The sequence below is a fragment of the Bradyrhizobium sp. USDA 4474 genome, from assembly GCF_054057515.1.
In genome coordinates this window covers 4013445-4040443 of record NZ_JBSRZJ010000002.1, presented here as the reverse complement: position 1 = coordinate 4040443, position 26999 = coordinate 4013445, and the positions used below count along the sequence as shown (strand labels likewise).

Sequence of the window (26999 nt, the reverse complement as noted above, 5' to 3'; positions counted from 1 at the left end):
GTGCTGGTACCAAACCTGACCCGGCTCGGAATGATTGCGTTTAGGGAACGCGACGTAAAGACGAGCCAAACGAGACTTGAACACAACGCATTAAAGAAAGCGGCCTCGCAGCTTGGTTTTGCGGTTCTAAGATGTGACCTTGAACGGCCCGGCCGCGAAGGTCTCGACGATGCCGTGGCGTCAGGAGCGCGCGATGGCGTCGACGCATTCTATCTTTCGGGTTCCTTTGTCACCCTTGGCCACATCCCTCAGACTGTCTCATCAGTTGCAAAGCCGGGAAGGCCAATTTGCAGTGTGTACCGCGATTTCGTGCAGGCCGGGTCGTTGATGTCATACTCGATCAACCTAGAGTATGGCTTTCAACTCGCCGGCAGACAGGTGGCGAAAATCCTTCGGGGAGCAAAGCCGGGCGACCTTCCAGTCGAACGAGCCGATAAGTTCACGTTAGCGATCAACCTCAACACCGCAAAGACGTTGGGGCTGACGGTACCCGACCGGTTTCTTTTGCCAGCTGACGAAGTGATTCAATAACCGTGCGCTTTGCCGCAGCTCATATCACTTGCTGGCCCATCTGCGAAGTTGCGCTGCGTCTGAGGCGGGTCCGCTCATAGCGGAAGAACGGACCAGATTTGCTCAACTTGAGTTCTCGGCGTTTTGACCCTTATCGGAAGTCGGTGGGCAAAATTTGGCCGTCAACCGTTGGCAGCTGTCGCAGCCATTCGGTGGATCGGATGCCTCCCGGGTCAATAGCTCGGTGCGAGGCGACGTAGTCGATCTCGCCGCGTGTGGTGCCGATATCCATCAGCTCCCTGTCGCTTAGGGCGGACAAGCTGGCACGCAATTTTTGGCGTTCGCGGCGCTCCTGAAAGGCATCCCAATATTTCCTGAAGAAGCTAGCGACATGCCGGGTCGATCCGGACGTCCGTTCCAGCCATGCTGTGCCCTGCGTCGTGCTCATTGCAGTCTCTCCTGGGACGGTGTTTTTTCACCGGCAGGAAGGTGCCGCGAGATCGGTGGGCACGCCTGACCGGCTGCTTACATTTTCCTCACCGGCGGCTTATTCTTGCGATTTCCAGCGAGGCCGTAGCGCCACCCGGTTACGGGGGGCCTCATCCCAGGGGGATCGCATTTGCGCTATCTCTTCGAGGACTACGCATTCGACACTGAGCGGCGCGAGCTGCGTCGCGGGGCGGACGTCGTCTCCATCGCACCACAGGTGTTCGATCTGATCGACTACCTGATCCGCACCAGGGAGCGCGTCGTCAGCAAAGACGACCTCATCAACGCCATTTGGAATGGGCGCAGCGTTTCGGATGCAGCGTTGACGACCCGGATGAATGTCGCCCGCAGCGCGATTGGCGATTCCGGGGAGGAACAGCGCCTGATCAAGACGTTACCGCGCAAGGGATTCCGTTTCGTCGGACAGGTACGGGAGGCACGAGAGGCTGCGCGCCCAAATCCCGGCGACGTGCCCGAGAGTTCCTCTCCGCTCCCTGACAAGCCCTCCATCGCCGTGTTGCCGTTCGAGAACATGAGCGGTGATCCGGAGCAGGAGTATTTCGTTGACGGCTTGGTGGAGGAAATCATCACTGCGCTATCGCGCTTCAAATTGCTGTTCGTGATCGCGCGCAATTCGAGCTTTACGTTCAAAGGCAAGGCCGTTGATATCAAGGAGGTCGGACGCAGGCTCGGCGTGCGCTATGTCCTTGAGGGGTCTGTGCGCAAGGCGTCAGGGAAGGTGCGCATCGCAGGCCAGTTGATTGATGCCGTGACGGGCGCGCACATCTGGGCAGACAGATTCGAGCGAGACCTGACAGACGTTTTCGCTCTGCAAGACGAAATAACGGTCGCCGTTATCTCGGCCATTCACCCCAAGCTGTTTCAAACAGAAATTGAGATGGCGACCCGCCGCCCATCGGAAAACCCGACCGCCTACGATTTGTGGCTAAGGGCCATACAGAAATCTCATCTTAGGACCCGAGAAGGTTTCGCCGAAGCGATACGACTGGCGCATCGTGCCTTGGAGCTTGACCCTCGCTTTAGTCTTGCCGCCATGTTGGCGGCTTACGGCCACCTCAACAACCTTGTTCAAGGCTTTTCTACCGATAGTCAATTCGACCGCAGTGAAGCAATTCGGCTGGCTCGCTTGGCGTTGAGCCTCGACGAGAATCGCGCGCCAGTACTGGCCCTCTCCGGGGTGGTTACCGCTTTCCTTGTCGACGACTACGAGACTGCCATTGATTATGTTGAACGTGCGGTCACGTCCAATCCAAATGAACCCGGCGTGTGGAACGCTAGAGGATGGGTCTACCAAGTTGCAGGCCGCTACGAAGAAGCAATCCTGAGCTTTGAACGCGGCATTCGCGTGAGCCCGTTGGACCCCGTTCTTCACACTAATCTTGCTGGCATCGGTCATGCATTGATCGAACTTCGCCGCTTCGACGAGGCAGTCGCGGTTTCCAGAAAGGCTCTTCGTCAGAACTCCTCCGATCCAATGACTTTCCGTGGTTTGGCGTCCGCTTTGGCGCATCTTGGACGGGATGCCGAGGCGCGTGAGGCGGCGGCACGTCTGCTTGAGATCGATCCGGCCTTTACAATATCTGGGCGGTTCTCTCGGAGTACGCAAACAACCCTAAAGCTGCTAATTGAGGGCATTCGGAAAGCCGGGTTGCCCGAATGAGGCCCGCGTGTGCTCGCGGCCAGAGTTGATGGGACAGGACGCAATTTGCTGCGCTCCATGAGTCCGGAAATGGCCCATCGCTACCGCATCCCACGGCCCCAGATATGTCGGCTATCGGAGGTAGGCCGGACGTAACTTAACCGATGCGCATCCGACGAGCCGCCCAACTGGTCAAGCAGCCCGTTGCGGACACATGCCTCGACCGCAAAACCCAAGAGCCCGTTGCTCGGCGAGAACGACAGCGGGCATGGTGCTTGTCTCAAAGGACAATTGCAGACCCAAGCGTTGTCCTGCTCCAATGAGGATGCGTATCACACGTTATGCCCTCCTCAGCGGCGCCGCTGCTGCAGGCAGGTACTCTATGTGGCACCGTGCTGGCACAGGGGAGGACCGCATGACCTCAATGGAAGACTTCATCCGCTATGAGAACCTGATCATCTTCAAGAGACGGCTTGCCGACCCGGACATCACGGAAAAACAGCGACGGTTGCTCACAAAGCTGTTAGCGCGAGTACAGTCGCCAAGCGGCCATCAAGAGGAAGATCTGCCCCAGGATAGATAAACGCGCTGGCACTGGCGTTCCTCATTCGCAAATGCGCGTGGTCTCAAGACGAATGGGGTGATCGGGGCCGTGAGCTTAGGGACGTCCATCACATGGCGCCGTTCTCTACCACACCGCTCAACCCTGTCCTTGGAATGGATCGGGGACATCATCCACCTTATGGACTGAAACGGTAACCGACATACCAAGGTAGTCCTTTCCATCACCAAACCACGAGCCTTCCAGTGGAATTGCCTGTCCCGGATGCCTGGCGACGGCGACCGGAATGAGATCAAATCCGGCATTAATTTGGTTGGTGGGATCGTAATCCATCCACCCTGCCCCCGGCAGAAACACCTGCAGCCAGGCATGGGTCGAACTGGACCCGGCCATGCCTATTGCACCGCCATCCAGCGCGCTGTCGTACAGATAGCCACTGACGAATCGGGAGGCGAACCCGAGCCGCCGCAACGTCTCGATCATGAGCCAAGCATAATCGCGGCAAGTGCCCGACTTGGTACGCAGCGTCTCGCCGGGTGACTGCGTGCCCTGCGATTCTCGCGCACGGTACGTGAAACGCTCCCGAAACGAGTGAAGGATCCGGCTCAGGACGTCGGTGGTTTGGTCCTTGTCACCGGCAACGAAGCTCTTGGTCCATGCAGCGAGGCTCGCGTCCGGGTCTTCGGCATGAGGACGCAGATAGCCGGCCAAGTCGTTCCACTCGTCGGGTGTGTATTGGATGGGAACTTCCTCCGCACGACTTTCCAATGGGAAGGCTTCGATCCCCTTTATGCCGAAATAGATTCCGAGGACCTTGAAGTTGAAGGTCAATTCGCTGGCTGACTCGGTGAAGTCCATGACGGTCACGGTGTTGGAGCGCGGGTCGCTGATCCACTTCACCTTTGAAGACGGGCTGGTTCTCACGGACCAATTGAGAAGACGGGCCGACGAGCCGCGCCTTGGCAAGAACATCGCCCGATGAGTGCCGAACGTCACCGGCCTTGCGTATTTGTAGGTGGTGGTGTGCCTTATCTCGCCAAGAACCGCCATGTACTCGCTCCAACTGTGACGAAGTCCCGGTTTCTCTGCTGCTCCTGAGACCTGCTCTCAGGTGGCATGGTGGTCACTGTTTACTGGTCGTACAGATTCATTTTGAGGCGCTTGGCCACACTGGCGACGGCAATCTGCCCCCGCACGCTGTTGCCATACTCGTCGAGCGACGGAGCGAACGCAGCGACGCCGAGCCGACCAGGAGCGACGGCCATGATGCCGCCACCGACCCCACTCTTGCCGGGCAGCCCAACCTCAAAGGCCCAATCGCCGGAGCTATCGTAGAGCCCTTCCATGGTCATCTCAGCAAGAATTCGCGGCACATTTTGTCGCTGAATAACCCGAATTCCTGTCAGCGGATTGATGCCATGGTTCGCAAGCGTCGCAGCCATTGTCGCGAGTGTAGAGCAGGTCACGAGCGTGGAGCACTGGCGTGTGTAGACGTCGAGAGCCTCGAGCGGATCGCAAAAACAATTTCCTCCGCTGGCAAGGAGCCAGGCAATCGCTCGATTGTGCAAGTTGCTCGCCTGCTCGGATTCGTTGATCTCCGCAGAAAACGCTATGTCGGTTGCCGCGAAGCGGCGTTGAACGTCGAGGATCTGTGCCCAACGGTCCTCGCGACCGGCGGCCTTTACAAGGCTCACGGTTGCGATGGCCCCTGCGTTCACCAGCGGCGAAAGGGGCTTGGCGCCGTGAAGCTCCAGTGCCAGTACTGAGTTAAATGGCAAGCCAGTAGGTCGCGCTCCAATCTTCTCGCGTACCACCTCAGCGCCGCGCTGCTCCATAACCAACGCGAGAGTAAATACCTTCGAGATTGATTCGAGAGCAAATTTAAAATCAGTGTCGCCTGCCTCGAAGACTCTTCCTTCGCGCGTGACCACAGCGACGGAGCAAAGCTGCGCCGGCACCTTGGCGAGAAATGGGATGTAGGCCGCGACGGCCCCGCCCGAAGCACGCAACGCGACCGCGTGGGCTTCCTGTACCGCATCAGCGATCGTGGCATGATCAGGGCCCACCAATCTCTCCTGTCAAAATTGCTGACCAATTCCGGGCAGCGCGTAGAAGCATTGTCAAACGCGACAAGTCCTCGTCCGCTGCTCAGTGGACTCCCGCAGGCCGGCGCACGTCTCGATACAGAACTCCGATCAACTTCGAGACGGAGCAACGATTACCTTTGATCTAGATCAAGTAATCCATAGTCAGATCGCCCTGATAGGAGATTGCAAGCATGTCGCACGTAAGCATGCGACGGCGGCAGGCATTGAAGGTTCTCGCTGGTCTGGCTCTCTGTCCTTTGTGTACACCATTTGTCTCCACTCGGGGCTGACGAGGCTGAAATCTTCCGGTTCGGTCGGCGCTATCCGATAAACGCTCGGCCAGTCCAAAAGCGCGACCAGCGATTCAAACCACGCACTTCGCGCGGCTTATCGTCACCACTCTCAGCTCGCGGCTTTCCTGTCTGCGAGAATGCTGACGCTGATCAACAGAACCCAAACGGGGAATACGAGCAAACTCCAGTCGAAGAAGTAGCTGCCGATCAGAAGCACGGCTGCGACAACATACCCCCCGAAGGCCAGCCAGCGCGGTGTGAAGCCGGTATAGACGCCAATCGTCGATGTGGTGATCATGAAGACGGATGCCGTTTTCACCAAATAGATGTTGATCATGCCATAAGCCAGACTGCGTCCGAAGTGGAACGTTGCCGAGTTGGCCAGGACGTCCGGGGCTCCGTGGAATGCAAGAATTATTGCGCCCACAACAGCCGCAGCCGCGAACAGCATGGCCAGGAGCAACAACGCGCTGCCAAGAAATACGGTTGCGAAAAACTGATCTTCGCGGCGTCCAAGCTTGTCCCGCAGTGCACCGACAAACCAGAGAAAGGCAATTCCTGCGAAGGGCACAAGATTGAGCGCAATCACGACGTTGCTCGCTCCGGTATGTAGCCACGCCCCCGTCTCCAGCGGATCACGAGGCACCGAGTGTCGCATCAGCAGGAACACGGCAAAGAGCAGGACGGAGAAGACGACGCCCGCGATGGCAGCTGCCCTCGGCGTTCGCAGGTGGGCGTGCGTGAAGCTTGGCCCGTCATCGGAAGAAGCGCGCATGATTGCTCCCGCGTTTGGTTATTTCCGTAAGCAAGAGCGATCGCGCTTGCTTCCATCCAGCGGTGATTGCGCAAGGCTTAACGCGAAGTTACGGCAACCGCTCTGATCCGCCCGATCCGTTTGGAGCTGTTAAACCCGTCGTAGTCCTGCTCCGTCTGTTTGGCATATCGCATGGCGAACGCGCCGATCGCTTCGTCAAGCGCTTCGCTCTTGCCGCAATAACCAGCGATCACGGCGGCATCGCCTGACTTGGCATGCGCTAGCGCCAGCGCCCACCCACACATCGCGCAGTAGTCCGGCAAGAGCTCAAGGTGTTCGAGCGCGACACTGCCCTTCAACTCCGAAAGCTGGCGAACGTAAAAATCCCTTTTGTCGGCGCGCCCCCATCCGAGGAAGATGTCGGGCGACCCTTGTGTGAGACGCTGCCCCACGACCACCCGCCGCCCCTGGTGATCGAACGGGAGCTTGAAGGTGAGATAAGGCGCAAGCACCGATCGCTGAGCTTCCTTGATCTGGAGAAACAAGGGATCGTCTTCACCGACTCCCTGCAGCAAGAGTACCCAGCACCTGGTGCCGACGCTTCCGATTCCGACGACCTTGTGCGCGTAGTCGATGAGCTCATAACGAGACAACAGCAGCTTTCGATCATAGGTCATCGAAGCGATGTAGGCCTGCAGAAGGCGGTCCAGAAACAGGCGCACCGGCGTCCCCGATGCACTGCGCGCCACGTGCTCGATCAGCGGAATATCCTCGATGAAGCGGTGTTTCCCATCCACCAATTCGGTCAACTTCTCGAGGGGGCGGATATGGCGGACATTATCGATGATGTCGAGGGCGATGCGACGTGATCTGGGCGCCAGGCCATCGAGGATGGCGCGCTCGTCGATGCGATCATACCAGGTTTCAAGATAACCCATTTGGGCATAGCGATAGATGCGCTCCCGATAACTGCGCACGCATTCACGAGCGGCTTCTTCGCAGATCGCCTTGTCACCGCCCAAGCATCGCGCTGCGACTGCTGCGCTGGCCGCCAGTCGCTTGAGGTCCCATTCCCAAGGCCCAACATACACCTCGTCATAGTCGTTGATGGCGAAGATCAGATTGCGCTCGGCCGAAGCATATACCCCGAAATTCTTGATATGCGCGTCGCCGCACGCCATGACGGGAGTTCCAGAGATGGGCAAGATCGACAGATCGCTCGCCATGATGGCCGCGGCTCCCCGAAAGAACGCGAAGGGATTTTCGCGCATGCGGTCATATCGGATCGGCAGCAGCTCCTGCACGCGCGAGGCGTCCTGCTGCTCGAGGATGTCCACCGCATCGGGTCGGTCGGCGCGGGTTTCATAGATTGCTTGCGCCGAACGCGGAACATGCTTTCGAAGCGCCTTGCCTACAGCCATACGCTCGTCGACCGAAGGTCGCTTCATCAAGAAGCTTTCGATCAGGGCTCGGTCGCCATGCGCCTCGATCATGCGGTAAAACGCCGAGGGTGGTCGCAGGCTACGGGCTTTCATGACTTGGTCCCGCCGTGCGATGGAGTCGGATCAGATTGTTGCTGCCAAGCGAGCACGCCGTCGGTAATTCGCTCGTAGAAATTGCCTGGCGGCACTTCAGCCTCGATCCCGGCGCGCCGCAGGTCCTCCCGGATAGAGTCGCGTACGCGCGCAAAGACAACCCCGATGCCCTTCTTGCGCAGCTCACGAACGAGCCGCAGCACTTCGTCGCCTCCGGTGACGTCGAGAAAGTCGACCGAACCGAAGTCCAGAAGCACCCGCTTCAACTTCGGGGATGCGGCGACCGCCGCCCTCAAGGCCATCGTCGTGTTGCCAGCACTTGCGAAGAAGACGTCACCTCCAATCCGCCAAATTAGCAGCCCAGGGAAAGTGGTCGCGTCGGGATGCATCCGGACGTCGCGATAAGCCTCCGTACCGGGAAGCTGCCCTAGACGCGCTCCCTTGGGACGACTCGCAACATAGATCAACCTCGCGATTGACAGCACGACACCAATGCCGATGCCTTGCAGCACCCCTAGCGTCAGTTCGCCTGCGATGACGATCACGATCATGAAGAACGACCAGCGGCTTCGCGCCAGCACGCTCTGCAAATAGCCGGGGTTCGTGAGATGCAGCATGGCTGCAATGACGATCGCGGCGAGGGCCGGCTCCGGCATGTTTCGGAACAGTGGCGTCAGCAGAACCAGAGTCAGGAAACACAGGACCGCTGCAACAAGGTTGGCGAGCTGGCTATGTGCGCCTGCCGCCATGGCCACCGAGGTCTTAGAAAGGCTGCCAACCACCAGGAATCCGCCGAAAAGTCCGGTCAGGATGTTCGCCGGGCCATGCGCAACTAACTCTTGGTTCGGATCGATATCGCTTCCATCCCGCATGGCCGCTGCCTTCGCGGCGCCCAATGCTTCGGCATAGCCGACCAGGACGATCGCGAGCGCACCGGGTGCGAGTTCTCGCAACGTTGTGGTGTCGAGGCTTGGCGCCACGAGAGCTGGTAATCCGGACGGGATGTGGCCGGCGACATGCACGCCAATCGCGTCTCCGCCGAGCAGCCCCACCATAATTGTCGCCGCAGCCATGATAACGAGTGCCCCAGGTATGCCGGGAGACAGCTGGCGCAACAACAGCATTCCCGCCAAGCACGCGATCCCGATCACGGCTGGTACGAGCGATACATCCGCAAGATGCTGCAACACGTGCCAGAGCTTCGCGAAGAAGTTGCCGGAGCCCGCGCTGATACCGAGGAGATGAGGGATCTGGCCGATGATGGTCACGTAAACCAGGCCCTCGATAAAGCCGCGCATCACCGGCGTGGGCACGAAGCTGGCCACCCAGCCCATGCGTGCGAGGCCGAAGAAGAGGAAGAGAACTCCGATCAACACCGCCAGCGTCGAGGTGAGCGAATTAAACTCCGCTGTTCCATGAGTCGCGACCGCACCCACCGTCAGGGCGGAGATCAGGCCGGTCGCGGTGTCAGGGCCGACTACGAGCTGGCGAGACGTGCCAAACAGCGCATAAGCGAGTAACGCCGGGACGATCGTGTAGAGGCCCATGATTGGCGGTACACCGACGATCCCCGCATAAGCCATTGCTTCTGGCACCATAACCGCCCACAGCGCGACGCCTGCAAGAGCATCGGCCATAAGCCATTCGCGCTGGTAGCCAGGAATCCACGCGAGAACCGGAAGAAGCCGCCGGGGCAACGAAATCGGGTCTGGAATCGGCATGACGCAGAACACCGCAAAGGAGCCGAGTCATTGCACTTCGTTCTCGATGCAAACCATTGATCAAGATCAATACCGAGTTCTGTCGGCCTTGCTGGCAGCCGACCTTGGCGGGCCCAATCTCCAGGTTGTTAAAGCTGGGCACGGCGTAGGCTTTGCACCCGGTCGCGGGTTGACGATGCAGGCTCAACCTCGCTTAGTTGAGTGCCTTTCGAGCCGAAGCCGCTGCGCTCTCATGCGCTTGATCTCTTCATCGAGTGCTTCGATTTTCTCGTCGCATTTTTCGCCTTTGGACTTGCGCGCATCCTTCCGGAGTTCTTCCAGTGCTTTCTCGGCGGAGAGCTTTTTTATGCCAGACATCATCGCCTCCAAAAAGACTGCAAAAGCGGTACATCGGTTCGGCCCCGGCGTTAGCCGGGGCCCTAGGTAAGCTGGGTAAGCGCGCCACTGCGAAGACAATTTCAAGACTGATCGAAGCTCTATTGACAAAGATACGTCCGACCGTCGTCGAGCTTTGTCAGAGTCCCGGGCTCGCAGACCATTCCGTTTCGCCGGCGATAGTCTTCCGCTGAATAGCCATAAGCCTCGTAAGGGCCACCCTGGTAGTACGATGCGCCGGTGTAATAGGGGCTACTTCCCCATCCCCTGTATGACGACGTAGCCGCTATTGCTGCGGCGGTCCCTACTGCTGCAGCGCCTGCGCCCACAACGCCAGCACCGTATCCATACCCGTACGTAGCTCGCCGCGCCTGCCGACGCGCTACACCTGCAACGCTGACCGGTGTTAGCGGACGACCGACGCGCGCCTGCGCGCGTTCTACCGATAGCGAGGGGCCGTCGTGATCAGACCAGCCAAACGAGAAAAGTGTCGCGCACGCGAATGCAGAGATAGCAATGGCAGATTTCCTTATCGATCTCATGAGAACCCTCCATTGTTGCGAGGCAGCGAGCCTGCCGAAAAGCCGCTCGCCGTCATTGATCTGGCGCAAATCTCGGGAGTGCTTTGGCTTCCCTTAGGGACAATAGCGCAGTGAGCGCATTCGGCGCGAAGCTAGTTCGCTGACATCGCAAACGGGGAAATTAGGAACGCTCAAAAGAGCGCAAGGGGCAACTTGTGCGTATCCTGAAATGGCCTCGGCGACTAAACCGCCCCCCGGAGCGTGGTAAGCGCGTCCGCGTTGAAGCGCCGGTTAGCCGCAGGGTGGCAGATAGCGCTTTCTCGTCAAATGAGTGCTCGTTTGATCACCACCTAATACAGCCACTCCCCCTTTACCTAACTTAAACCGGCCCAAACCGTCGCGATTGACCCAGCCGACGTGCATTGCACGCACAGAGGCCACACCATACGCTGAGTTAGATGGAGTGCGATGGGAGGCCGGGGATGAAGTGCCTGCGCATATATGCAACACCTGATGGGGAGTCCCATTTTGGAGAAGCCGACATCCCGATGACGATGAAGCCGGCGTTTCCCAACGAAGCGCCGTTTGAAATTTCGGCTTTCTACCCGGCGTCACGCATCCGTTTTACTCACATCCCCGCCGGGCTGCGCGAAGCGGGCTTTCACCGGCCACCGGATCGACTCCTAGCTATATGGCTGGACGGCCACGTGGAATTTGAAACGAGCGATGGAGAGGTGAGACGCCTTCCGGCGGGAAAAGCTGTTCTTGTCGAGGATACGCACGGGAAGGGACACATCTCGCGCCATCCCGAGGAAGGACAGAACGTCATCATAGTCATGCTGCCGAGCGGCCTTGACACGCCACTCCGTTAGTCTGCTTGTCCGTCGCGAATGACCACCCATAAGCGACATCAGTCAGCCAGAAGCCCAAAGCTGTGGTCGTTGGCTGCTTCTCCGGATGCTGCGGGGCAGTCCTTGAAGACCATCCCGGCGGGGGAAGCTGCCGGTCCATCCCATTAGCCGACGAACGTCTCGCCGGGCGTGATGTCTACTTCTGACTGCGCGGCTCACAGAAGTAGACCGGCTCAGAGTGGACATGGCTAAGGATGCAAGAACTGGCCGTAGCTGGCTTGGGTGGGACCTTTGATCTGGATCAAGCGTATCCAGCTTGACGGTGTCGCAGACTGCCTTTGCCAAATGTTCGATCAGGTTGGGAACAGCAAGATGCACATTCTTTGGACGATCATCATCGGGTTTGTCATTGGTGTAGTCGCTAAATTCATCATGCCTGGCGACAAGGCCGAACCAAAGGGCTTCATCCTGACGACCATTCTGGGAATTGTCGGGGCTTTCGCTGCAACCTACCTCGGTCAGGCCGTTGGCTGGTACCGCCCCGGAGAGTCAGCGGGCTTCATCGGCGGTGTGGTCGGCGCGATTATCCTTCTCTTTGTCTATGGCCTTGTGGCCGGACGCCGCGCGGCCTGACTTGAATCTCTCAGACTCCGAAGCTCCTAGAGGCGTCCGCAAGCACCGGGGAAGGTCATCAATCACTCGCGCAAGCTATTGGGAGAACAACATGGAGCAGATCCTGATTAACCTCATTGCGGGAGCACTTGGAGGCGTTGGCGCTGGCAAATCATCGCCCACATTCGATCTTGGGACGGCAGGAAACGTCATCTCTGGCTTAGTGGGTGGTGGATTGCTTGGGCAAGTCGCTACCCTGTTACTGCCTTCGGTCCTGGCGGCGGCTCAATCTGGAAATTTCAGTGTGAGCGGCATTGTCTCGCAAGTCGTCGCTGGAGGCGCGGGCGGCGCAATATTGACGGCGATCATTGGAGCTATCAAGAACAGAGCCGCGGCCTGACTAATTGTGAGCCGAGGCATGGGATGCCACTCGCCGGATGGCGGTCCGTCGCCGGTTTTCCGCCGGCCTTAGACGTGCGGCTTACCCTGGCACGCTTTCTGGCAATTGCGTTTCAAACACGCCCTGATGGTCATCGGGAAACCGCGGGTTCTTTCTTCCAGGGCCTACCTATCAGGGCTTCATGGATTGCGCAGCCGCCAGAAGATTCTGCGGGTGCACCCGGATCGCACCACCGCGTGGGCTGTCTAGGTCAGCAATCAGAAAGAACGCCACAGAAATCACGAAGGGCAGGATGAAGAGCAACGTTTGCCCTTTGCGGCGTTCGCTGTAGCCAATCAGCACGTTGCACGAGAGAGCCATGAGCGCCATCATGGCCCATGCCCCGATGGGAATTCGATTCCACCAAGAGGCCTGAGTGTAGCCCTGTGAGTTGATGACATCGTTCATGCCGGACACCACGAGGGCCATCACCGGCGACGGCTGCCTCACCGCGCCAGGCAGCACCGCGGACCAAAGCTCGCTCTGCACTCTTGCCGTTTGCTGCCCGATTTCGGCGACCCGCACTGCATCACTCTCCTCGTAGAATGCGACGCGCAGATCGAGATATTTGTTCAGCAATTCTCGCGCGCGTGAGGCGTCGTCACCCGGCAGCAGATCGACTCGCAGATATTCCGTGCCTATGGCATTGGCTTCCGCTTCCTCAAGCGTCTTGCGCTGATCGTAGCGGCTAACCGCCATTGAAAACGAAAACCCGATGATCAGCGCGAGCAGGGTCAGGGTCGCGGCCTGCACGATACTGAAATCGTGACGCTCGCCCTGTTTGAAGGATGCCGCGTGCCTGCGGATCAGGTCACCCGCAAACGCCCCGACTATCTGGGCCACCAGCGAAATCGCGAAAATGGAAAATGGATTATCGAAGGAGGCGGTCATTTGGAAACTGATGAGCATGTAAGCCGGGAACCGATGCTTGCGTCTGACCTCACGTCACCATTGACGCAGATCAAACAAAACCGCGGCTGCTATGCGTCGACGCCCGCCTAACACCGCGCGGCAGCCGCGAGTAGCGACGCCCTGCAGCAGTGCGCGAGCCAGGTTGTGGCCCGGAGCCGTCTGTGAGGGCAGCGCAGAGCGGGTCTGCTCTGCCCCCGAAATCAGACGTCAACTTGTTCTGCTATCGCAAGGGCGTCGTCGACCTCGATGCCGAGATATCGAACGGTACTCTCGATTTTGGTGTGCCCCAGAAGGAGCTGTACGGCGCGCAGGTTCCCAGTTCGGCGATAGATTAAAGTCGCCTTGGTCCGGCGAAGGGAATGCGTCCCGAACAAATGCGGGTCCAATCCGATATCGGCGATCCAGCGGGACAGAAGGCGTGCATATTGGCGGGTCGTTATATGTCCGCCCCTCCGCCGTCCGGTGAACAGGTATTCGCCTGATTTTTTGACGGTCACCCGCAAGTAGTCATCGATAGCCTGTCGGGTCGATTCCGTTAGTTCAAAATTTGACCGGCCGACCCGTCTTCTTCTGGCGAACGATCGCGCGATCGGCCGTATACCCGCCTGGGGCAACGTCATCGACTTTCGATGCGACTACATCGCAGCCGCGCAGCTTGCTGTCGATGGCGACGTTGAACAACGCCAGATCACGCATTCGGCCTTCGACCTGGAGCTTGGTGCGGATCGACCAAACCTGCTTCGGACGGAGCGGCGGCTTTGCGCCGACCATCTTCGCCTTGTTCCAAGGAACGTGTTTTGAGTTGGCAGGGATGGTCCTTGGGATATGGGTCATGGTTGACCTCCTCAGCTAGTGAAGCTGGTCATTTTCAGCCCGGAGCCCTTCCAATCCCACGTCTGCTTGCAGACGATTGGAGACTTGCCACCGACTAGAGGGACGACAGGACCGATTCTGACCACACTGCGGACATTCCACACGCGACCGCGTGGATCGACCGTGTTGTTTTCACCGGTTTTGATGTGCATCAACGCGCCTTCTCGACGAGCGAGCAGTGTAAACCGCTTCGTTCAAAGGCTCGGCGCATGGATTCCCAATCCGGTTTGATGCACGGGAATGCGGAGAAGCGGTTAGTCTTCATCGACGCACTGCGTGTCGCGGCCATTATTTTCGTGATTGTTCATCACGCCGGCCAAGCCTACGGGCCCACTGGCGGTTTTTGGCCCGTACACGATCGGGCACAAAGCGATTGGTTCACGCCGTTCTATACAGCCAACGCCGCATTTGGCATGGGATTGATGTTTATGCTCGCCGGATATTTTGGGCCGCCGTCTTATGATCGGAAAGGCCCGCGCCTTTTTCTCATGGGGCGATGGCGGCGTATCGGTATTCCCCTCGCAATCCTCGTTCTGCTGGTCCATTTGCCGGTGGTTTATCTAGTTGAGGGAGGGCCCCAACCGGGGCTATTCTTCACCGGTCTTTATGAGCGAGGCTGGCAGCCGATCTATCTGCATTTGTGGTTTGTCGCACATCTGCTGCTGTATTGCTTCGCCTACGCGGCCTTGCGGCGGATTTCCATATCGCCCGGACGCGTCCTGAAATTGCCTTTGCCCGGACATGCTGCCATGGCGTCGTTCATTGCGGCGCTCGCGCTCGTCACATGGGTCGTCCGGATCTGGTATCCGGTCGATAAATGGGTGCCGTTCCTGTTGGTCATGCCCGCTGAACTTGCCCATGTGCCGCAGTACATTGCGTTCTTCGCTGTTGGCGCGGTCGCGTATCACGGCGACTGGTTCCGCAGAATGTCCACGACCGACGGCCTGATCTGGCTCGCCATAGGGGGGATTGCGGCCGGCGGCATTTACGTTGCATTCGGCTTCGGGTGGTGGAAGATGGCGCCCGGCGGGCTTGGCCTAGAGTCATTGATGAGAAGCAGCTGGGAGACGGTAATCGCGGTCGGGCTTTCAACTGGACTCATCATTGTCTTTCGCGAGCTATTTGATCGCCCCAATCGCCTACTCAAGCTGATGGCTGCGGCGAGCTTCGGCGCGTATATCCTGCACCCTGCGATCGTTGTCGCGCTACAAGCCGCAATTGCAGACGTGACGCCGGGCGCCTTCGCCAAATTTGCCTTCGTGTCTCTGCTGGGGACGGCCGCGTCCTTTGCCCTTGCGCATCTAGCCCGTCAGGTGCCCGGTATCAGAGCTGTACTAGGTGCGACTTCGGGCCGTGAGACCTCGCCAGTCTCCGGAGTCCGATGAATTAACGCCTTTTTTGGGATCGCAACGGAGGATGTCTGCTTGTGGCCCATCTGCGAAGTTCCGCGGGGCATGACGGCGGTCCGCTCACCGCGTCAGAGCGGACCAGATTTACTCAACTTGAGTTCTTCGCGTTTTGACCCGTTGCAGGCATTTCGGCATCATAATGGTAGTCCCCGATTGATCGACGCATGCAGGCTTGTTGACACCAAAAAGAGGCTCGCCGCGGCATCAATTACCGCCACGCGACGCCACAAACTGCTACGGTCGGTCGCAAGGTGCCGAAGAGGTTCGAATGAGACGTCGGGGGTTCGTTTCTGGTCTCTTTCTCGCGGCAATATTGCCCGAAGCCGCCCTTGGGCAATCGCCTGCAAGGCGGCGAGTTGCAATCGCTCACGCTTCAAGCCCTGTAAAGGATTTGCAGATTGACGGCGACAACCCGCTTGTAAATGCGTTCTTTGAAGAGCTGTCAAAACTAGGACGTTTTGAAGGGCGCAATCTCGAAATTGTTCGATTTTCGGCAGACGGTCGCACTGATCACTTCGCGGAGCTATCTGACGAGATCATAAAAAGCAGTCCTGAGGTGATCGTTGCAAACACATCTCCTTTTGTTCGCGCGCTGAAGAAGGCGACTTCAATTATCCCTATTGTCGGCATCACGGCTGATCCCATCGCGTATGGTCTGACGACCAGCTTGTCTAGACCGGATAGCAACGTCACTGGGGTCAGTGTTGATGCCGGTCTTGAACTGTGGGGAAAGCGTTTGGCGATCCTGCGGGAGCTGGTCCCGTCAGTGTCCCGTGTGGGCTTCCTTACGATAAGAGCTTCATGGGACGGACCACAGGGGCAAAGCCTCTCGCGTGCCGGACGCGACATCGGAATTAGTATCATTGGCCCTCCACTCGACGATCCTGTCCGTCCTCCCGAATATCGGCGTGTGCTGAACCAAATGCGTCTGGATAATGCAAACGGCATCATCGTGGGTGATGCGGCGCCCAATTATACGTTTCGTCGCGATGTCGTGGCGGTTACGAACGAGCTTCGTCTTCCCACGATGTTTCCATATCGTGATTTTGTTGAGGAAGGAGGGCTCATCGCCTACGCGATTGACATTCAAAATTTGTGGCGTCGCGCCGCCCATTGCGTCGATGAATTGCTGCGCGGAAGTAAGGTAAGCGACGTGCCAATCTATCAAGCCTCACAGCTTAGCCTAGTCATCAATACAAAAAGCGCCGAACGTCTGGGTTTAGCAGTCCCGGCGTCCTTAGCATTGCGTGCTGACGAGCTGATCGAATGATGTCGCCTATTGGCCCATCTGCGAAGTTGGGCCGCGCCTGACGCAGGTCCGCTCATCGTGCCTAAGCGGACCCGATTTGCACAACCCAAGTTCTTCGTGTTTTTTTGGCTCGGAGCCGACGTATCGGTGAGAAGGCCGGCGTGTGATTGCGCCAAGGCTCTAGCTTGCTGCCTTCGACAAACGAGCGCGGGCATATTGCCAATTAAGTGGTACCGGGACCTTGCTCGTCGCAATCCCGACGATGCGTCCCGGCTATGTCGTCGGGATGGGATCTTGCCGTTCCGTCCGAGCCAGTACGGCCACTTGCAGGTGTCGCACGAGCTACGCTGAAGTTGGCCCCTTCCCGCCAGGAAGCCATTCGCCGTGTCCTGAACCAGGTCCCGTCTGCGCGCAGGAACCAGCTCGAGGCGGCCTATCAGAATTTGCTGGAGCATCATCGCCGGCGTTAACGCTGTCGGCAAATGATCCGCGCGCGGCACGTCCGCTGCCGACAGATCGCCTCATTGGAGCGGAGACTTTTTCAACAGCACTAACCTTCGTTAGAGGCGCATCATGCTGAGAGCGAGCTTCCTGGGTCTCCTCATCGTATTGGGCGTAGGAGTCCTGTCAGTCATCGAACTGCGAGCTCCCCCGCGCGGCACGGTCGCGATCGTCCAGTCGCCTGTCGCACCAGAGGCTGGCTCATCTGCCTCGCCTGACACACTGGCCAAAGGCGATCGCCTCGACGTCGCCCCGGTGAGCAGCGTGACACCGATCCAGGTTGCTTTGGCCGAAGCGCCTATTGCTCCCCCGAACGATGCCCGTATCCCTTCGCCCGAGCCTTCAAGGCCGATCGCCCACCAACGTCACAGTTCGAAGACGGCCGCGGGCGCCGCACGTTCCAAACCAAAGAAAGTAACCGTCATCAAGCAAACTGCCATTGCCGACCGTTCAAAGCTCGCCAGCGAGACCGTGTCCTGTAGGCTCGCGGCGTTTGGCGGCTTGCGCAAGGCGCTGAATTTATCCGGCTGCGAAATCTGAGAGGTGCGGGCTCACGCTTTACCGTGCCCAGGACTGCGCTTCAGAACCCAACGTGGGCAGCCACGTCCCGAAAGCTGTTGCCGCCCGCCGCGCGCGATCTTTTCGAGCCGGCGCGCCAGGCTCGGGTCCTGGCCCGCCGCGAGCTGTTTGCGGGCGGCCTCGCGCCGCTCGCGCGCCTCGGCCAGCGTCACGGCTGGGTAGGCCGCGAGCGCGATCTGCTTCTGCCTGCCCTCAAAGCGGTATGCGAAACGCCAGAGCCGGCTGCCATTCTTGCAGACCAGCACATAGAGCCCGTCGAAGTCGGTGAGCTTGTAGTCGCGCTCCGCGGTCTTGGCATCGCGAATGCGGGTGTCGTTCAACATGGTATCCTCGCTGGCAGCGCCGAACAAAAGCGGGCTCGGTGCCAGCGAATTTTCAGAAAAGACGCCGACGAACGTCAGCGAACAGGTGCGAACACCGGTATGGTGCCCAGGGGCGGAATCGAACCACCGACACTGCGATTTTCAGTCGCATGCTCTACCAACTGAGCTACCTGGGCGTGCTCCACGAGAGGGGCCAAAGCCCATCGAGCGGGCGGTTTATAGTGGGCTCGCGGCGGCCTGTCTACCCACGCTGCGCGGTCGGCTTCGAAGCAGCCGGCCCGGCTGTGCACAAGCTGGGGCGGCCTGCCGGACATTCGGACAAGACGTTGATATTACTTGTTATTCGACGTCACCGACCTCATCGTCCCGACCGGGGATGACGTAGGAGCCTTTCAGCCAGCGATTCAGATCGACGTCGCGGCAGCGCGACGAGCAGAACGGACGGGTGGCCTGCACCTGCGGCTTGCCGCAGATCGGGCAGGATTTGAGCGGGCCGATGGGCTTTTTGGCTTGGTCGTTCATGATGGCGGCAGTCTACACGAGCTGACGAGGCTCAAGCGCCTCTCGGCAAACGGGTTCCTCCGGAACAGGCGCATGCGCCTCGCCGGCCGGCTCTACTGTGCATGGGGTTGTTTTCGTCAGATCGCGGTGGCGTTGAGCCAGCCGAAGCGAATCGGAAAGCCTTCGCCGCCGAGCAGCGTCGTGGTCTCGTACAGCGGCAGGCCGACGACGTTGCTGTAGGACCCCACCATCTTCACCACGAACGAGCCGGCGATACCCTGCACGGCATAGCCGCCGGCTTTGCCGCGCCATTCGCCGGAGCCGATATAGGCCTGGATGTCGTCCTCCGAGAGGCGCTTGAAGCGGACGCGGGTTTCGACCAGGCGCTGGCGGAACGCCTCGCGCGGCGTCACCAGGCAGATCGCGGTGTAGACGCGATGGTTGCGGCCCGACAGCAGCCGCAGGCACTGCGCGGCCTCGTCCACCAGATTGGCCTTGGGCAGGATGCGGCGGCCGACCGCGACCACCGTGTCGGCCGAGAGAATGAAGGCGCCGCGCAGTTCGTCGTCCAGCTGCACCGATTTGAGCGCCGCATCGGCCTTGGCCCGCGCCAGGCGGTTGGCGCAGGCGCGCGGCAGTTCGCCCCGCTTCGGCGTCTCGTCGACATCGGCCGGCCGAAGCGCGTCGGGCTCGATGCCGGCCTGGTTGAGCAGCGACAGGCGCCGCGGCGAACCGGAGGCAAGAACGAATTTGGGGCGGCCTAGCATCAGGTGATTTTTGGGGACGAGGCAGGGGGTGAATTGCGCGCGGAACCTATCGGAAGGGGGCTGATTTCACAACCGGGAACTCGGACTTTGCTGGTTCGAGCGGCCCGACATGCATGTGCCCGTCATCTGTGACGCGGGTGTTACGGGCACCACCCACTACCCGCTCGCCGCGCCCACCTTCGCGAACCGCCGGCGGATGCGCATCAAAAGCTGGTCGCAGACCTCGCGATAGGCGGCGAGCTTCTGGTCGCGGCTGCCCTCCATCGTGGTCGGATCGTGCGTCGGCCAATATTCGACATCGGCAGCCAGCGTCCGCGTCAGCTCCAGCGCCTTGTGGTGCGCCTCCGGCGAGAGCGTGATGATGAGGTCGAAGTTCAGGCCCTCCCAATCCTCGAGTTCCTCGAAGCTCTGCGGCTTGTGGCCGGAGATGTCTTGGCCGAGCTCGGCCATCACGGCGATCGCGAACGGATCGAGCTCGCCTTTTCTCGCACCGGCCGATTTCACGTAGAGGCCTTGCGGAAACATGTGCTGGAGCAGGCTCGCGGCCATCGGAGAGCGCACGCTGTTCATCGCGCAGGCGAACAGCACCGATTGTGGATCGCGTGCGCGTGGGGGCGCAGCCATCCGCGCCTAGCCCTTCCAATGAAGGACGGTGATGAGCGTGAATAGCCGGCGCGAGGTCTCGAAATCGACCCGCACCTTGCCCTTCAGCCGCTCCTGCAGCGTGCGCGATCCCTCGTCGTGGATGCCGCGGCGGCCCATGTCGATGGCCTCGATCTTATCAGGGCTCGCCGTGCGGATCGCCTGGTAATAGCTGTCGCAGATCATGAAATAGTCCTTCACGATCCGCCGGAACGGCGTCAGCGACAGCAGATGCGCGACAACGGGCGTGCCGTCCTCGCGGCGGATGTCGAACATCAGCCGGCTGCCGGTGGATGCCGATATGCAGCGTGAACGGACCGTTGCCGTCGGCGCCTTCGGGCGCAAAGAAATTCTGCTCGATCAGATCGTAGATCGCGATCGCGCGCTCATGCTCGATGTCGGGCCCCGAACGGCCGATCGAGTCCTCGTCGAGGGTGACCGCGACGATGCGATTGGTCGAGTCGTCCTGTTCGGGCGGCTTTGTCATGACAGATTGAGGCGCAATCCAACCGAGCGCGAATGGGCATCCAGCCCCTCCGCTTGTCCGAGCGTCATCGCGGCAGGTCCCAGCGCACGCAGCTGGTCCGGGCCGCATTTCAGAATCGACGTGCGCTTCATGAAATCGGCGACCCCCAGGCCTGAGGAAAATCGCGCCGAGCGCGCCGTCGGTAGCACATGGTTGGAGCCGCCAACATAATCGCCGATCGCCTCCGGCGTATGCGCCCCGAGGAAGACAGCGCCGGCGTTGCGGATTTTTGCGGCGAGCGCGTCGGGATCACTGGTCATGATCTCGAGATGTTCGGCGGCGATTGCATCGGCCAAGGGAACGGCATCGGCCAGGATCTTCACCATGATGATCGCGCCGAACTCGGCCCATGACTTGCCGGCGATCGCAGCGCGCGGCAGCGTCTTCAGCTGCGCTTCGACCGCCTTCTCGACATCGGCGGCGAGTCGCGCCGAGTCGGTAATCAGGATCGATTGCGCGCTGGCATCGTGCTCGGCCTGCGCCAGCAAATCAGCGGCGATCCAGTCGGCGTTACCGGTGTCGTCGGCGATCACCAGCACCTCGGAGGGGCCAGCGATCATGTCGATGCCGACCTTACCGAACACCAGCCGCTTGGCGGCGGCGACATAGGCATTGCCGGGACCAACGATCTTGACGACCGGCGCGATCGTCGCAGTGCCGTAAGCCAGCGCGGCCACGGCCTGCGCACCGCCGACGCGGTAGATCTCGGTGACGCCGCCGAGATGCGCGGCGGCGAGCACCAGCGGGTTGAGCTTGCCGTCGGGCGAAGGCACCACCATCACGAGGCGCGACACGCCTGCGACCTTGGCCGGCACCGCATTCATCAGCACAGAGGACGGATACGCCGCCGTGCCGCCGGGCACGTAGAGGCCGGCGGATTCGATTGCGGTGTAGCGCCAGCCGAGCTCGACACCGAGCGGGTCAGTGAAGCGCTCGTCCTTCGGCAGCTGTCGACGATGATAGGTCTCGATGCGGTCGCGCGCGAGCTCGAGCGCATCCAGTGTTGCGGTATCGCAGGCCTTTGTCGCGGCTTCGATCTCGGCGGCCGAGACGCGAAGACCGGATGCATCGAGCGTCAGCCGGTCGAACTTTTCCGTGGCCTCGAGCAGGGCGACATCGCCCCGCCTGGCCACGTCGTCGACGATCGCGCGCGCGGCGGCCTCGACATCGGCCGAGACCTCGCGCTTGGCAGCGAGGAACGCCTGGAATCGCTGGTCAAAATCGGCACTGCTGCGGTCGAGACGAACGGGCATTCTTGGGTTGGCTTCCGGCTGATCACTGGGGCGGATTGGCTCACCGGCCCCCCTGCTCAATGGCGCGGCAGGGCAGCTGCGTCAACCCTTGGCAGCTATCGTTCCGACGACGGGCCGAGCCGGTTCGGCTGGTATACAGCCGGCTCACCCATCCTGCTCGATCCCCGGCCCCGTTCCCAGGTCGTCCGCCCCGAGGTCGGTCAGCTCGCATTCCAGGCACTCGACGTCGAGCCTGATGGCGCCGCCCTGGGCGAATAGCAGGAGCGCGCTGCCGCCGGGCTCCTCGTCGCGGCCATCCTGGGGATGAAATTCGATGCCGACGAGGTCGAGGACCGCCTCGGGCGCGGCGAGATCGATGTTGCGCGATTTGCAGGCGAGCACGCGGTCGAAGCGAAGCGCCGAAACCAGCCGGCGCGGCTCGGCCTCGCCATCCAGCGTCTGCTCCCAGTCCAGCCGGCTCATGCCGACCACGAGGCGCTTCTCACCCTGCCGCCAGATGATATCCGACGGCTGGATGCGGGCGTCCTGCACATGGGTGGAGATCACGGCGAGATCGTCGGCATCGAGCGCGATCAATTTGAGCGGGGGAGACATCACCGACACTTCTCCTGCGGAGGCGGACCGGACACAACGCGCGGGGCTGCCGAAATTTCCTCGCAAACTGGCGGCCCCGCGGACCACGAACTAGAGCCTATTGGTATCCCTCATCTGCAACACCTTCCCGGGATAGCCGACCCCGGCGACATGGATCGTGGCGCACCCCATCAGCTCCGTCGAGCTTAGGAGCCCCGGCGAGACCCGGCGCAGAACCGACCAGCGGCGAGGTCACGACATCGAGCGCCCGCGCCCCGGTCCTCTTTGAGCGGATGCCATGCGGCAGCGCGCCTCACGCCTTGAAGAACGCGAGCAGATCCGCGTTGATGGTTTCGGCTTCCGTGGTCGGCATGCCGTGTGGAAAGCCCTTGTAGGTTTTCAGCGTGCCGTTCTTGAGCAGCTTGGCCGACAGCGGCGCGGAATCGGCGTAGGGCACGACCTGATCGTCGTCACCATGCATCACCAGCACCGGCACGTTGATCTTCTTCAGATCCTCGGTGAAATCCGTCTGCGAGAACGCCACGATGCCGTCGTAATGCGCCTTCGCGCCGCCCATCATGCCCTGGCGCCACCAGTTCTGGATCACCGCTTCCGACGGTTTTGCACCGGGACGGTTGTAGCCGTAGAACGGGCCGGCGGCGATATCGCGGTAGAACGCCGAGCGGCCTGCGGCGAGCGCAGCCTGAAAGCCGTCGAACACGCTCTTCGGCAGACCGCCGGGATTGGCTTCGGACTGCACCATCAGCGGCGGCACCGCGGAGATGATCGCCGCTTTCGCTACGCGCGACTCGCCGTGGCGCGCGATGTAGTGCACGACCTCGCCGCCGCCGGTGGAATGGCCGACATGGAGCGCTTCCATGAGGTCGAGATGCGCGGTCAGCGCGGCGAGATCGTCGGCGTAATGATCCATGTCGTGCCCGTCGCCCACCTGCGCCGAGCGGCCATGGCCACGCCGGTCATGGGCGATGACACGATAGCCGCGGGTGACGAAGAACATCATCTGCGCGTCCCAATCGTCCGACGACAGCGGCCAGCCATGGCTGAACACGATCGGCTGGCCCGAGCCCCAATCCTTGTAGAAAATCTCGACGCCGTCTTTGGTTGTGATGGTGGGCATTCAAGGACTCCTTCAGCGAGATGCGATCAGGCGAACGCCATCGGCCTGTAGCGGCGCCAGGCGCCGATGGTCACGAGCACGAAGAACATCAGCACGAGACCCTGCACCACGGCGAAGACCGGGCCTGACGGCGGCGCCGGTGGCACAGCCGGCGCGAGCGCGGCCAGCGCCGGTATCTTCAGGAACGACTGGATGACCAGGACGAAGACGTTGAAGTAGAGCGAGATCATCGCAGTCACGATGTAGACCGGCCGCCAGACGCCCCTGAGCTTCATGCCGTAGAGCGCGATGCACGCGATCGCGAGCAGCACCAGGGAGATGCCGGCGATGATGTAGGAGGGCAGCAGTTCCTTGAACGGAAACAGGAAACCGGTCGCATTGGTCAGGATGGTGAAGAGCAGGAAGATCGCGGTGAGGCCCGGCATCGGCTTCGAGCCGAGCAGGCCGAACATCACGACGAGGCCGGCGGCGATACCGATCAGGCTGATGATGACGTGGAGCAGTGTGAAGGCGGGAAGGCTCAGCCCGAGGACCATGGCGTCTCTCCTACTCTCTGCATCGAGATCTGGAGATTGATATTACGCCCCTCATAGGATTACCATCTGCAATAGCATCACACAAGCGCGTGCAGCCATGCGTGTTCGTGCGAGTTGAAAACGCATGGCTGAATTTTTTGCACCGCTGTCACAAACGACGGCAGCTTTTGGCGAAAGCTGATCTCGGCTTCACACTTCCTTGGTGTCGAAGATCAAGAGGTCGGCACCGCCGCTGGCGAATTTCGGCACGTCGGCGCCGGTGGCCTTGCCTTCCGGGCTGCCGAATGCGGCCTGGATGTCAGCCACGCTATCGAAGGTGAGGATGGCCACGAGGTGGATCCCGGAAGGGCCGGCGGGGGAGCTGACGGGTCCCTTGCTGACGGCGTATTTCCTCAGGCCCGGAAGTTTCTTTGCGAGCGGAATGTGCGTCTCGGCATAGTACTTGTCGAAGGCGTCGACATCCTTGGGCGTTTTGTAGAGCACGACGATTTCAGCCATTTGTCCTCCCATATCAATCTTTGTATTCGCGCGATTGGTCACGGCGCGTCCATAGTCCGTGCGACACGGCAAGATGGCAAGTCGCATTCAATTTGCCGTGCGCTCGTATCATTCGTGGCTAAAGCGCCGGTTTTGCGGCGTCCCCGAGATAGCCGTGCAGGGAGGCCACCACCTGCGCGCCCTCGCCAATGGCGCCGCCGACGCGCTTGACCGAGCCGGAGCGGACATCGCCGACGGCGTAGACGCCGGGGACTGACGTCTCGAGCGGCCGCCACCAGCCGGCCCTGATTCAGATCGGACTGCGCGCCTGTCACGACAAACCCGCCGCGATCGAGCGCGACCCCGCAGCCATCGAGCCAGCCGGTGGCGGGCTCGGCGCCGACGAACAGGAAGAGATTCTTGACGTCGACGGTTTCTTCGTCGTCAGACAAGCGGCTCTTCAAGCGGATGCGCCGCAGCAGCGAAGCCTCGTCGCCTTCGAGCGCCGAGATCTCGGTGTTGAACAGCAGCTCGATGTTCGGCGTCGCTTCGATGCGCTCGATGAGATAGCGCGACATGCTGGCCCCGAGGCCGCCGCCGCGGACGATCATCAGGACGCGTTTGGCGTGACCCGAGAGGAACACCGCCGCCTGCCCGGCCGAATTGCCGGCGCCGACCAGCGCCACCTCCTCGCCGGCGCACAGTTTGGCTTCGACCGGGGAAGCCCAATACCACACACCGCGCCCCTCGAACTTGTCGAGGTTCTCGATGTCGGGCCGCCGATAGCGGGCGCCGCTTGCGACCACCACCGCGCGCGACCGCAAGGGTTCGCTGCCGTCGAGCGCAACGGCAAACGCGCCGTCCTTGCGCGAGCAGTCGAGCGACTTCACCGTGACGGGAATCATGATGTCGGCGCCGAACTTTTGCGCCTGGTTGAACGCGCGCGCCGTGAGGGCCAGGCCGGAAATGCCGGTCGGAAAGCCCAGATAATTTTCGATGCGCGCGCTGGCGCCGGCCTGGCCGCCGAACGCTCTGATATCGAGCACGGCGACCGAGAGCCCTTCGGAGGCAGCATACACGGCGGTCGCAAGCCCGGCCGGTCCGCAGCCGACGATCGCGACGTCATAGATGCGATCATTGCGCGGGCCGCCGATCATGCCGATCGCGCGCGCAAGCTCGGTCTCCCCAGGATTGCGCAGCACCGCGCCGTCGGGCGTGACGACCAGCGGCCAATCTTCGGACTTGGGCGAATAGCGCGCGATCATCTCGGCGGCATCGCGGTCGCGCTCGGGATCGAGCAGATGATGCGGCTGGCCGTTGCGGGTGAGGAAACCCTGCAAGCGCACCACGCCGGCCGAATGCGACGGGCCGATCAACACGACTCCGCCGACGCCGGCCTGAAGCAGATTGACCCGGCGAAGGATCAGGGCGCGCATGATGCGCTCGCCGAGTTCGGCCTCGGCAACCAGCAGCGCGCGCAGGCGCTCCGGCGGCAATAGCAACGTCTCGACATCGCCTTCGGCGCGGCCGTCGACCAGCGCCGGACGACCCGAGAGTTGGCCGAGCTCGGCCAGGAATTGCCCCGGCCCCTGGTCGATCAAGGGCGTGACATGTCCGAGCCCGTCGCGCTGGGTGATGGCGACGTGACCCCTGAGCACGACGAACATGCCCGGCCCCGGCTTGCCGGTCTCGAACAACAGCTCACCGTCTTCATAAGTGCGGAGCTCGCCGAAATTCCTGATGCGCTCGATCTCGGCCGGCGTCAGCGCCGGGAAGGTCTGCTCGGGGCGTGTGAAACGCGACATCATCGCGCTTCTGTCGGTTTGATCCTGCTCGTTCTGCCCCATGGCCTGTCCATCCATTCCAAGAAATTCTATGTCCCGGCCTTGCCGACGGTCCCCTCAGTCGAGGAGCCATCGTCGTCCTGCGAGGGGTCGGCGGTCGCGGCGCGTTCGCGCGCCTGGGCCTTGCGTCGCTTCAAATTTTCCCGCAACGCCGATTTCAGGCGGTCGTCCCGCGCCCCCCTCGCCTGTCTTGCGCTCTTGTCGGTCTGGTCGGCCATCACGGATTCCTACAACGGTCCGCGATACCTTGCCCAGGGATTGCGGCAGCTCAAGAGGCCGGCGCGGTCCGGGGTGGTTGCGAAGCCCAAAATGGCGCGAATCCGGCGCGGCGGCCAACTGGCCAGTTGGTCGGGGGACGCGGAACAAAAATCGCCGGAAAGTCGGGCGTTTCGAGCCCCAAACGGCCGTATAATCCCCGATATTGCCCCGATTTCTCGTTTTGACCGTCCTTGCAAGCTTGCACAGCGGGGAGGCCTGTGGCAGATAT

Annotated in this window: 27 protein-coding genes, 1 tRNA gene and 3 pseudogenes; 9 read left to right on the top strand and 22 right to left on the bottom strand. The window is 60.9% G+C overall.

Translation table 11 applies throughout. The annotated features are described in order from the left end of the window. Window positions 1-531: an ABC transporter substrate binding protein gene (locus ACVW16_RS21010; RefSeq protein ID WP_456738241.1), complete on the top strand. Its 531-nt coding sequence runs from the start codon at window positions 1-3 to the stop codon at window positions 529-531. 130 nt (window positions 532-661) lie between these two features. Here ACVW16_RS21010 and ACVW16_RS21005 read toward each other — a convergent pair whose 3' ends face one another. Then, window positions 662-958, bottom strand: a complete 297-nt coding sequence (locus ACVW16_RS21005) for a DUF1127 domain-containing protein (protein WP_456701039.1) — start codon at window positions 956-958, stop codon at window positions 662-664. Window positions 959-1129: 171 nt separating this feature from the next. Between ACVW16_RS21005 and ACVW16_RS21000 the strand changes: the two genes are divergently transcribed. After that, a complete protein-coding gene (locus ACVW16_RS21000; RefSeq protein WP_456736395.1) occupies window positions 1130-2680 on the top strand; it encodes a winged helix-turn-helix domain-containing tetratricopeptide repeat protein in 1551 nt (516 codons plus the stop codon). Window positions 2681-3074: 394 nt separating this feature from the next. After that, a complete protein-coding gene (locus ACVW16_RS20995) occupies window positions 3075-3242 on the top strand; it encodes a hypothetical protein (RefSeq protein WP_456701037.1) in 168 nt (55 codons plus the stop codon). 117 nt (window positions 3243-3359) lie between these two features. Here the strand turns inward: ACVW16_RS20995 and ACVW16_RS20990 are convergent, their stop codons facing one another. The 6 genes from ACVW16_RS20990 to ACVW16_RS20965 form a co-directional block, all read right to left on the bottom strand. Beyond that, window positions 3360-4271 carry a transglutaminase family protein gene (locus ACVW16_RS20990; RefSeq protein ID WP_456736396.1) on the bottom strand — a complete coding sequence of 304 codons (912 nt, stop codon included), beginning with the start codon at window positions 4269-4271 and terminating at the stop codon, window positions 3360-3362. A gap of 80 nt (window positions 4272-4351) precedes the next feature. Next, window positions 4352-5287 (bottom strand): glutaminase A, encoded by a 936-nt coding sequence (glsA, locus tag ACVW16_RS20985; RefSeq protein ID WP_456736397.1) that lies wholly within the window; start codon window positions 5285-5287, stop codon window positions 4352-4354. A gap of 423 nt (window positions 5288-5710) precedes the next feature. Further along, window positions 5711-6376 carry a hypothetical protein gene (locus tag ACVW16_RS20980; protein ID WP_456736398.1) on the bottom strand — a complete coding sequence of 222 codons (666 nt, stop codon included), beginning with the start codon at window positions 6374-6376 and terminating at the stop codon, window positions 5711-5713. Window positions 6377-6453: 77 nt separating this feature from the next. Beyond that, window positions 6454-7890 (bottom strand): DUF2252 domain-containing protein, encoded by a 1437-nt coding sequence (locus ACVW16_RS20975; protein ID WP_456736399.1) that lies wholly within the window; start codon window positions 7888-7890, stop codon window positions 6454-6456. After that, on the bottom strand, window positions 7887-9611 hold the full coding sequence (locus ACVW16_RS20970) for a SulP family inorganic anion transporter (protein ID WP_456736400.1): 1725 nt from the start codon (window positions 9609-9611) through the stop codon (window positions 7887-7889). The genes ACVW16_RS20975 and ACVW16_RS20970 overlap by 4 nt, the downstream gene beginning before the upstream one ends. A 183-nt stretch (window positions 9612-9794) precedes the next feature. Continuing rightward, a complete protein-coding gene (locus ACVW16_RS20965; RefSeq protein WP_456748953.1) occupies window positions 9795-9968 on the bottom strand; it encodes a hypothetical protein in 174 nt (57 codons plus the stop codon). 1021 nt (window positions 9969-10989) lie between these two features. On the opposite strand from ACVW16_RS20965, the gene ACVW16_RS20960 reads away from it, so the two are divergent. From ACVW16_RS20960 to ACVW16_RS20950, 3 genes are all read left to right on the top strand, one after another. After that, window positions 10990-11379: a hypothetical protein gene (locus tag ACVW16_RS20960; RefSeq protein WP_456736402.1), complete on the top strand. Its 390-nt coding sequence runs from the start codon at window positions 10990-10992 to the stop codon at window positions 11377-11379. Between the two features lie 351 nt (window positions 11380-11730). Beyond that, entirely contained in the window at window positions 11731-11991 is a 261-nt protein-coding gene (locus ACVW16_RS20955; protein ID WP_456738242.1) for a GlsB/YeaQ/YmgE family stress response membrane protein, read from the top strand. A 91-nt stretch (window positions 11992-12082) separates the two neighbouring features. Next, complete coding sequence (locus ACVW16_RS20950) at window positions 12083-12370, top strand: hypothetical protein (RefSeq protein WP_456701029.1); 288 nt, start codon at window positions 12083-12085, stop codon at window positions 12368-12370. A 171-nt stretch (window positions 12371-12541) separates the two neighbouring features. On the opposite strand, the gene ACVW16_RS20945 is transcribed toward ACVW16_RS20950, so the two are convergent. Both ACVW16_RS20945 and ACVW16_RS20940 read right to left on the bottom strand, forming a co-directional pair. Next, window positions 12542-13300, bottom strand: a complete 759-nt coding sequence (locus ACVW16_RS20945; RefSeq protein ID WP_456736403.1) for a bestrophin-like domain — start codon at window positions 13298-13300, stop codon at window positions 12542-12544. Between the two features lie 221 nt (window positions 13301-13521). Beyond that, a pseudogene (locus tag ACVW16_RS20940) lies at window positions 13522-14155 on the bottom strand (tyrosine-type recombinase/integrase). A 248-nt stretch (window positions 14156-14403) separates the two neighbouring features. Here ACVW16_RS20940 and ACVW16_RS20935 point away from each other — a divergent pair. The 3 genes from ACVW16_RS20935 to ACVW16_RS20925 all read left to right on the top strand — a co-directional run bounded on the left by ACVW16_RS20935 (window position 14404) and on the right by ACVW16_RS20925 (window position 17893). Further along, entirely contained in the window at window positions 14404-15579 is a 1176-nt protein-coding gene (locus ACVW16_RS20935) for an acyltransferase family protein (protein WP_456736404.1), read from the top strand. A gap of 292 nt (window positions 15580-15871) precedes the next feature. Continuing rightward, window positions 15872-16873 (top strand): ABC transporter substrate-binding protein, encoded by a 1002-nt coding sequence (locus tag ACVW16_RS20930; RefSeq protein WP_456736405.1) that lies wholly within the window; start codon window positions 15872-15874, stop codon window positions 16871-16873. Window positions 16874-17425: 552 nt separating this feature from the next. Next, window positions 17426-17893, top strand: a complete 468-nt coding sequence (locus tag ACVW16_RS20925) for a hypothetical protein (protein WP_456736406.1) — start codon at window positions 17426-17428, stop codon at window positions 17891-17893. 11 nt (window positions 17894-17904) lie between these two features. Here ACVW16_RS20925 and ACVW16_RS20920 read toward each other — a convergent pair whose 3' ends face one another. From ACVW16_RS20920 to ACVW16_RS20860, 13 genes and pseudogenes are all read right to left on the bottom strand, one after another. Then, complete coding sequence (locus tag ACVW16_RS20920) at window positions 17905-18255, bottom strand: Arm DNA-binding domain-containing protein (protein WP_456736407.1); 351 nt, start codon at window positions 18253-18255, stop codon at window positions 17905-17907. A 100-nt stretch (window positions 18256-18355) separates the two neighbouring features. Continuing rightward, window positions 18356-18431, bottom strand: a tRNA-Phe gene (locus ACVW16_RS20915). A gap of 163 nt (window positions 18432-18594) precedes the next feature. After that, window positions 18595-18777 (bottom strand): DNA gyrase inhibitor YacG, encoded by a 183-nt coding sequence (yacG, locus tag ACVW16_RS20910; RefSeq protein ID WP_456736408.1) that lies wholly within the window; start codon window positions 18775-18777, stop codon window positions 18595-18597. 116 nt (window positions 18778-18893) lie between these two features. Continuing rightward, window positions 18894-19523 carry a Maf-like protein gene (locus tag ACVW16_RS20905; protein ID WP_028151428.1) on the bottom strand — a complete coding sequence of 210 codons (630 nt, stop codon included), beginning with the start codon at window positions 19521-19523 and terminating at the stop codon, window positions 18894-18896. Window positions 19524-19679: 156 nt separating this feature from the next. Then, window positions 19680-20147 carry an arsenate-mycothiol transferase ArsC gene (locus ACVW16_RS20900; protein WP_456700999.1) on the bottom strand — a complete coding sequence of 156 codons (468 nt, stop codon included), beginning with the start codon at window positions 20145-20147 and terminating at the stop codon, window positions 19680-19682. Window positions 20148-20153: 6 nt separating this feature from the next. Next, window positions 20154-20652, bottom strand: a pseudogene (locus ACVW16_RS20895) (UPF0262 family protein). After that, window positions 20649-21944 carry a histidinol dehydrogenase gene (gene hisD / locus ACVW16_RS20890; RefSeq protein WP_456736410.1) on the bottom strand — a complete coding sequence of 432 codons (1296 nt, stop codon included), beginning with the start codon at window positions 21942-21944 and terminating at the stop codon, window positions 20649-20651. Before hisD ends, ACVW16_RS20895 begins: the two are co-directional and overlap by 4 nt. Before the next feature lie 144 nt (window positions 21945-22088). Beyond that, window positions 22089-22538: a DUF2948 family protein gene (locus tag ACVW16_RS20885; protein WP_456738243.1), complete on the bottom strand. Its 450-nt coding sequence runs from the start codon at window positions 22536-22538 to the stop codon at window positions 22089-22091. Window positions 22539-22830: 292 nt separating this feature from the next. Then, complete coding sequence (locus ACVW16_RS20880; protein WP_456736411.1) at window positions 22831-23655, bottom strand: alpha/beta fold hydrolase; 825 nt, start codon at window positions 23653-23655, stop codon at window positions 22831-22833. 26 nt (window positions 23656-23681) lie between these two features. Beyond that, entirely contained in the window at window positions 23682-24191 is a 510-nt protein-coding gene (locus ACVW16_RS20875; RefSeq protein ID WP_456736412.1) for a hypothetical protein, read from the bottom strand. A gap of 189 nt (window positions 24192-24380) precedes the next feature. Next, window positions 24381-24689, bottom strand: coding sequence for an EthD family reductase (locus tag ACVW16_RS20870; RefSeq protein WP_456700993.1), 309 nt, complete (start codon window positions 24687-24689; stop codon window positions 24381-24383). A gap of 118 nt (window positions 24690-24807) precedes the next feature. Next, window positions 24808-26515 (bottom strand): annotated as a pseudogene (locus ACVW16_RS20865) (FAD-dependent oxidoreductase). A gap of 26 nt (window positions 26516-26541) precedes the next feature. Further along, complete coding sequence (locus ACVW16_RS20860; RefSeq protein WP_456700992.1) at window positions 26542-26730, bottom strand: hypothetical protein; 189 nt, start codon at window positions 26728-26730, stop codon at window positions 26542-26544. Between the last annotated feature and the right edge of the window lie 269 nt (window positions 26731-26999).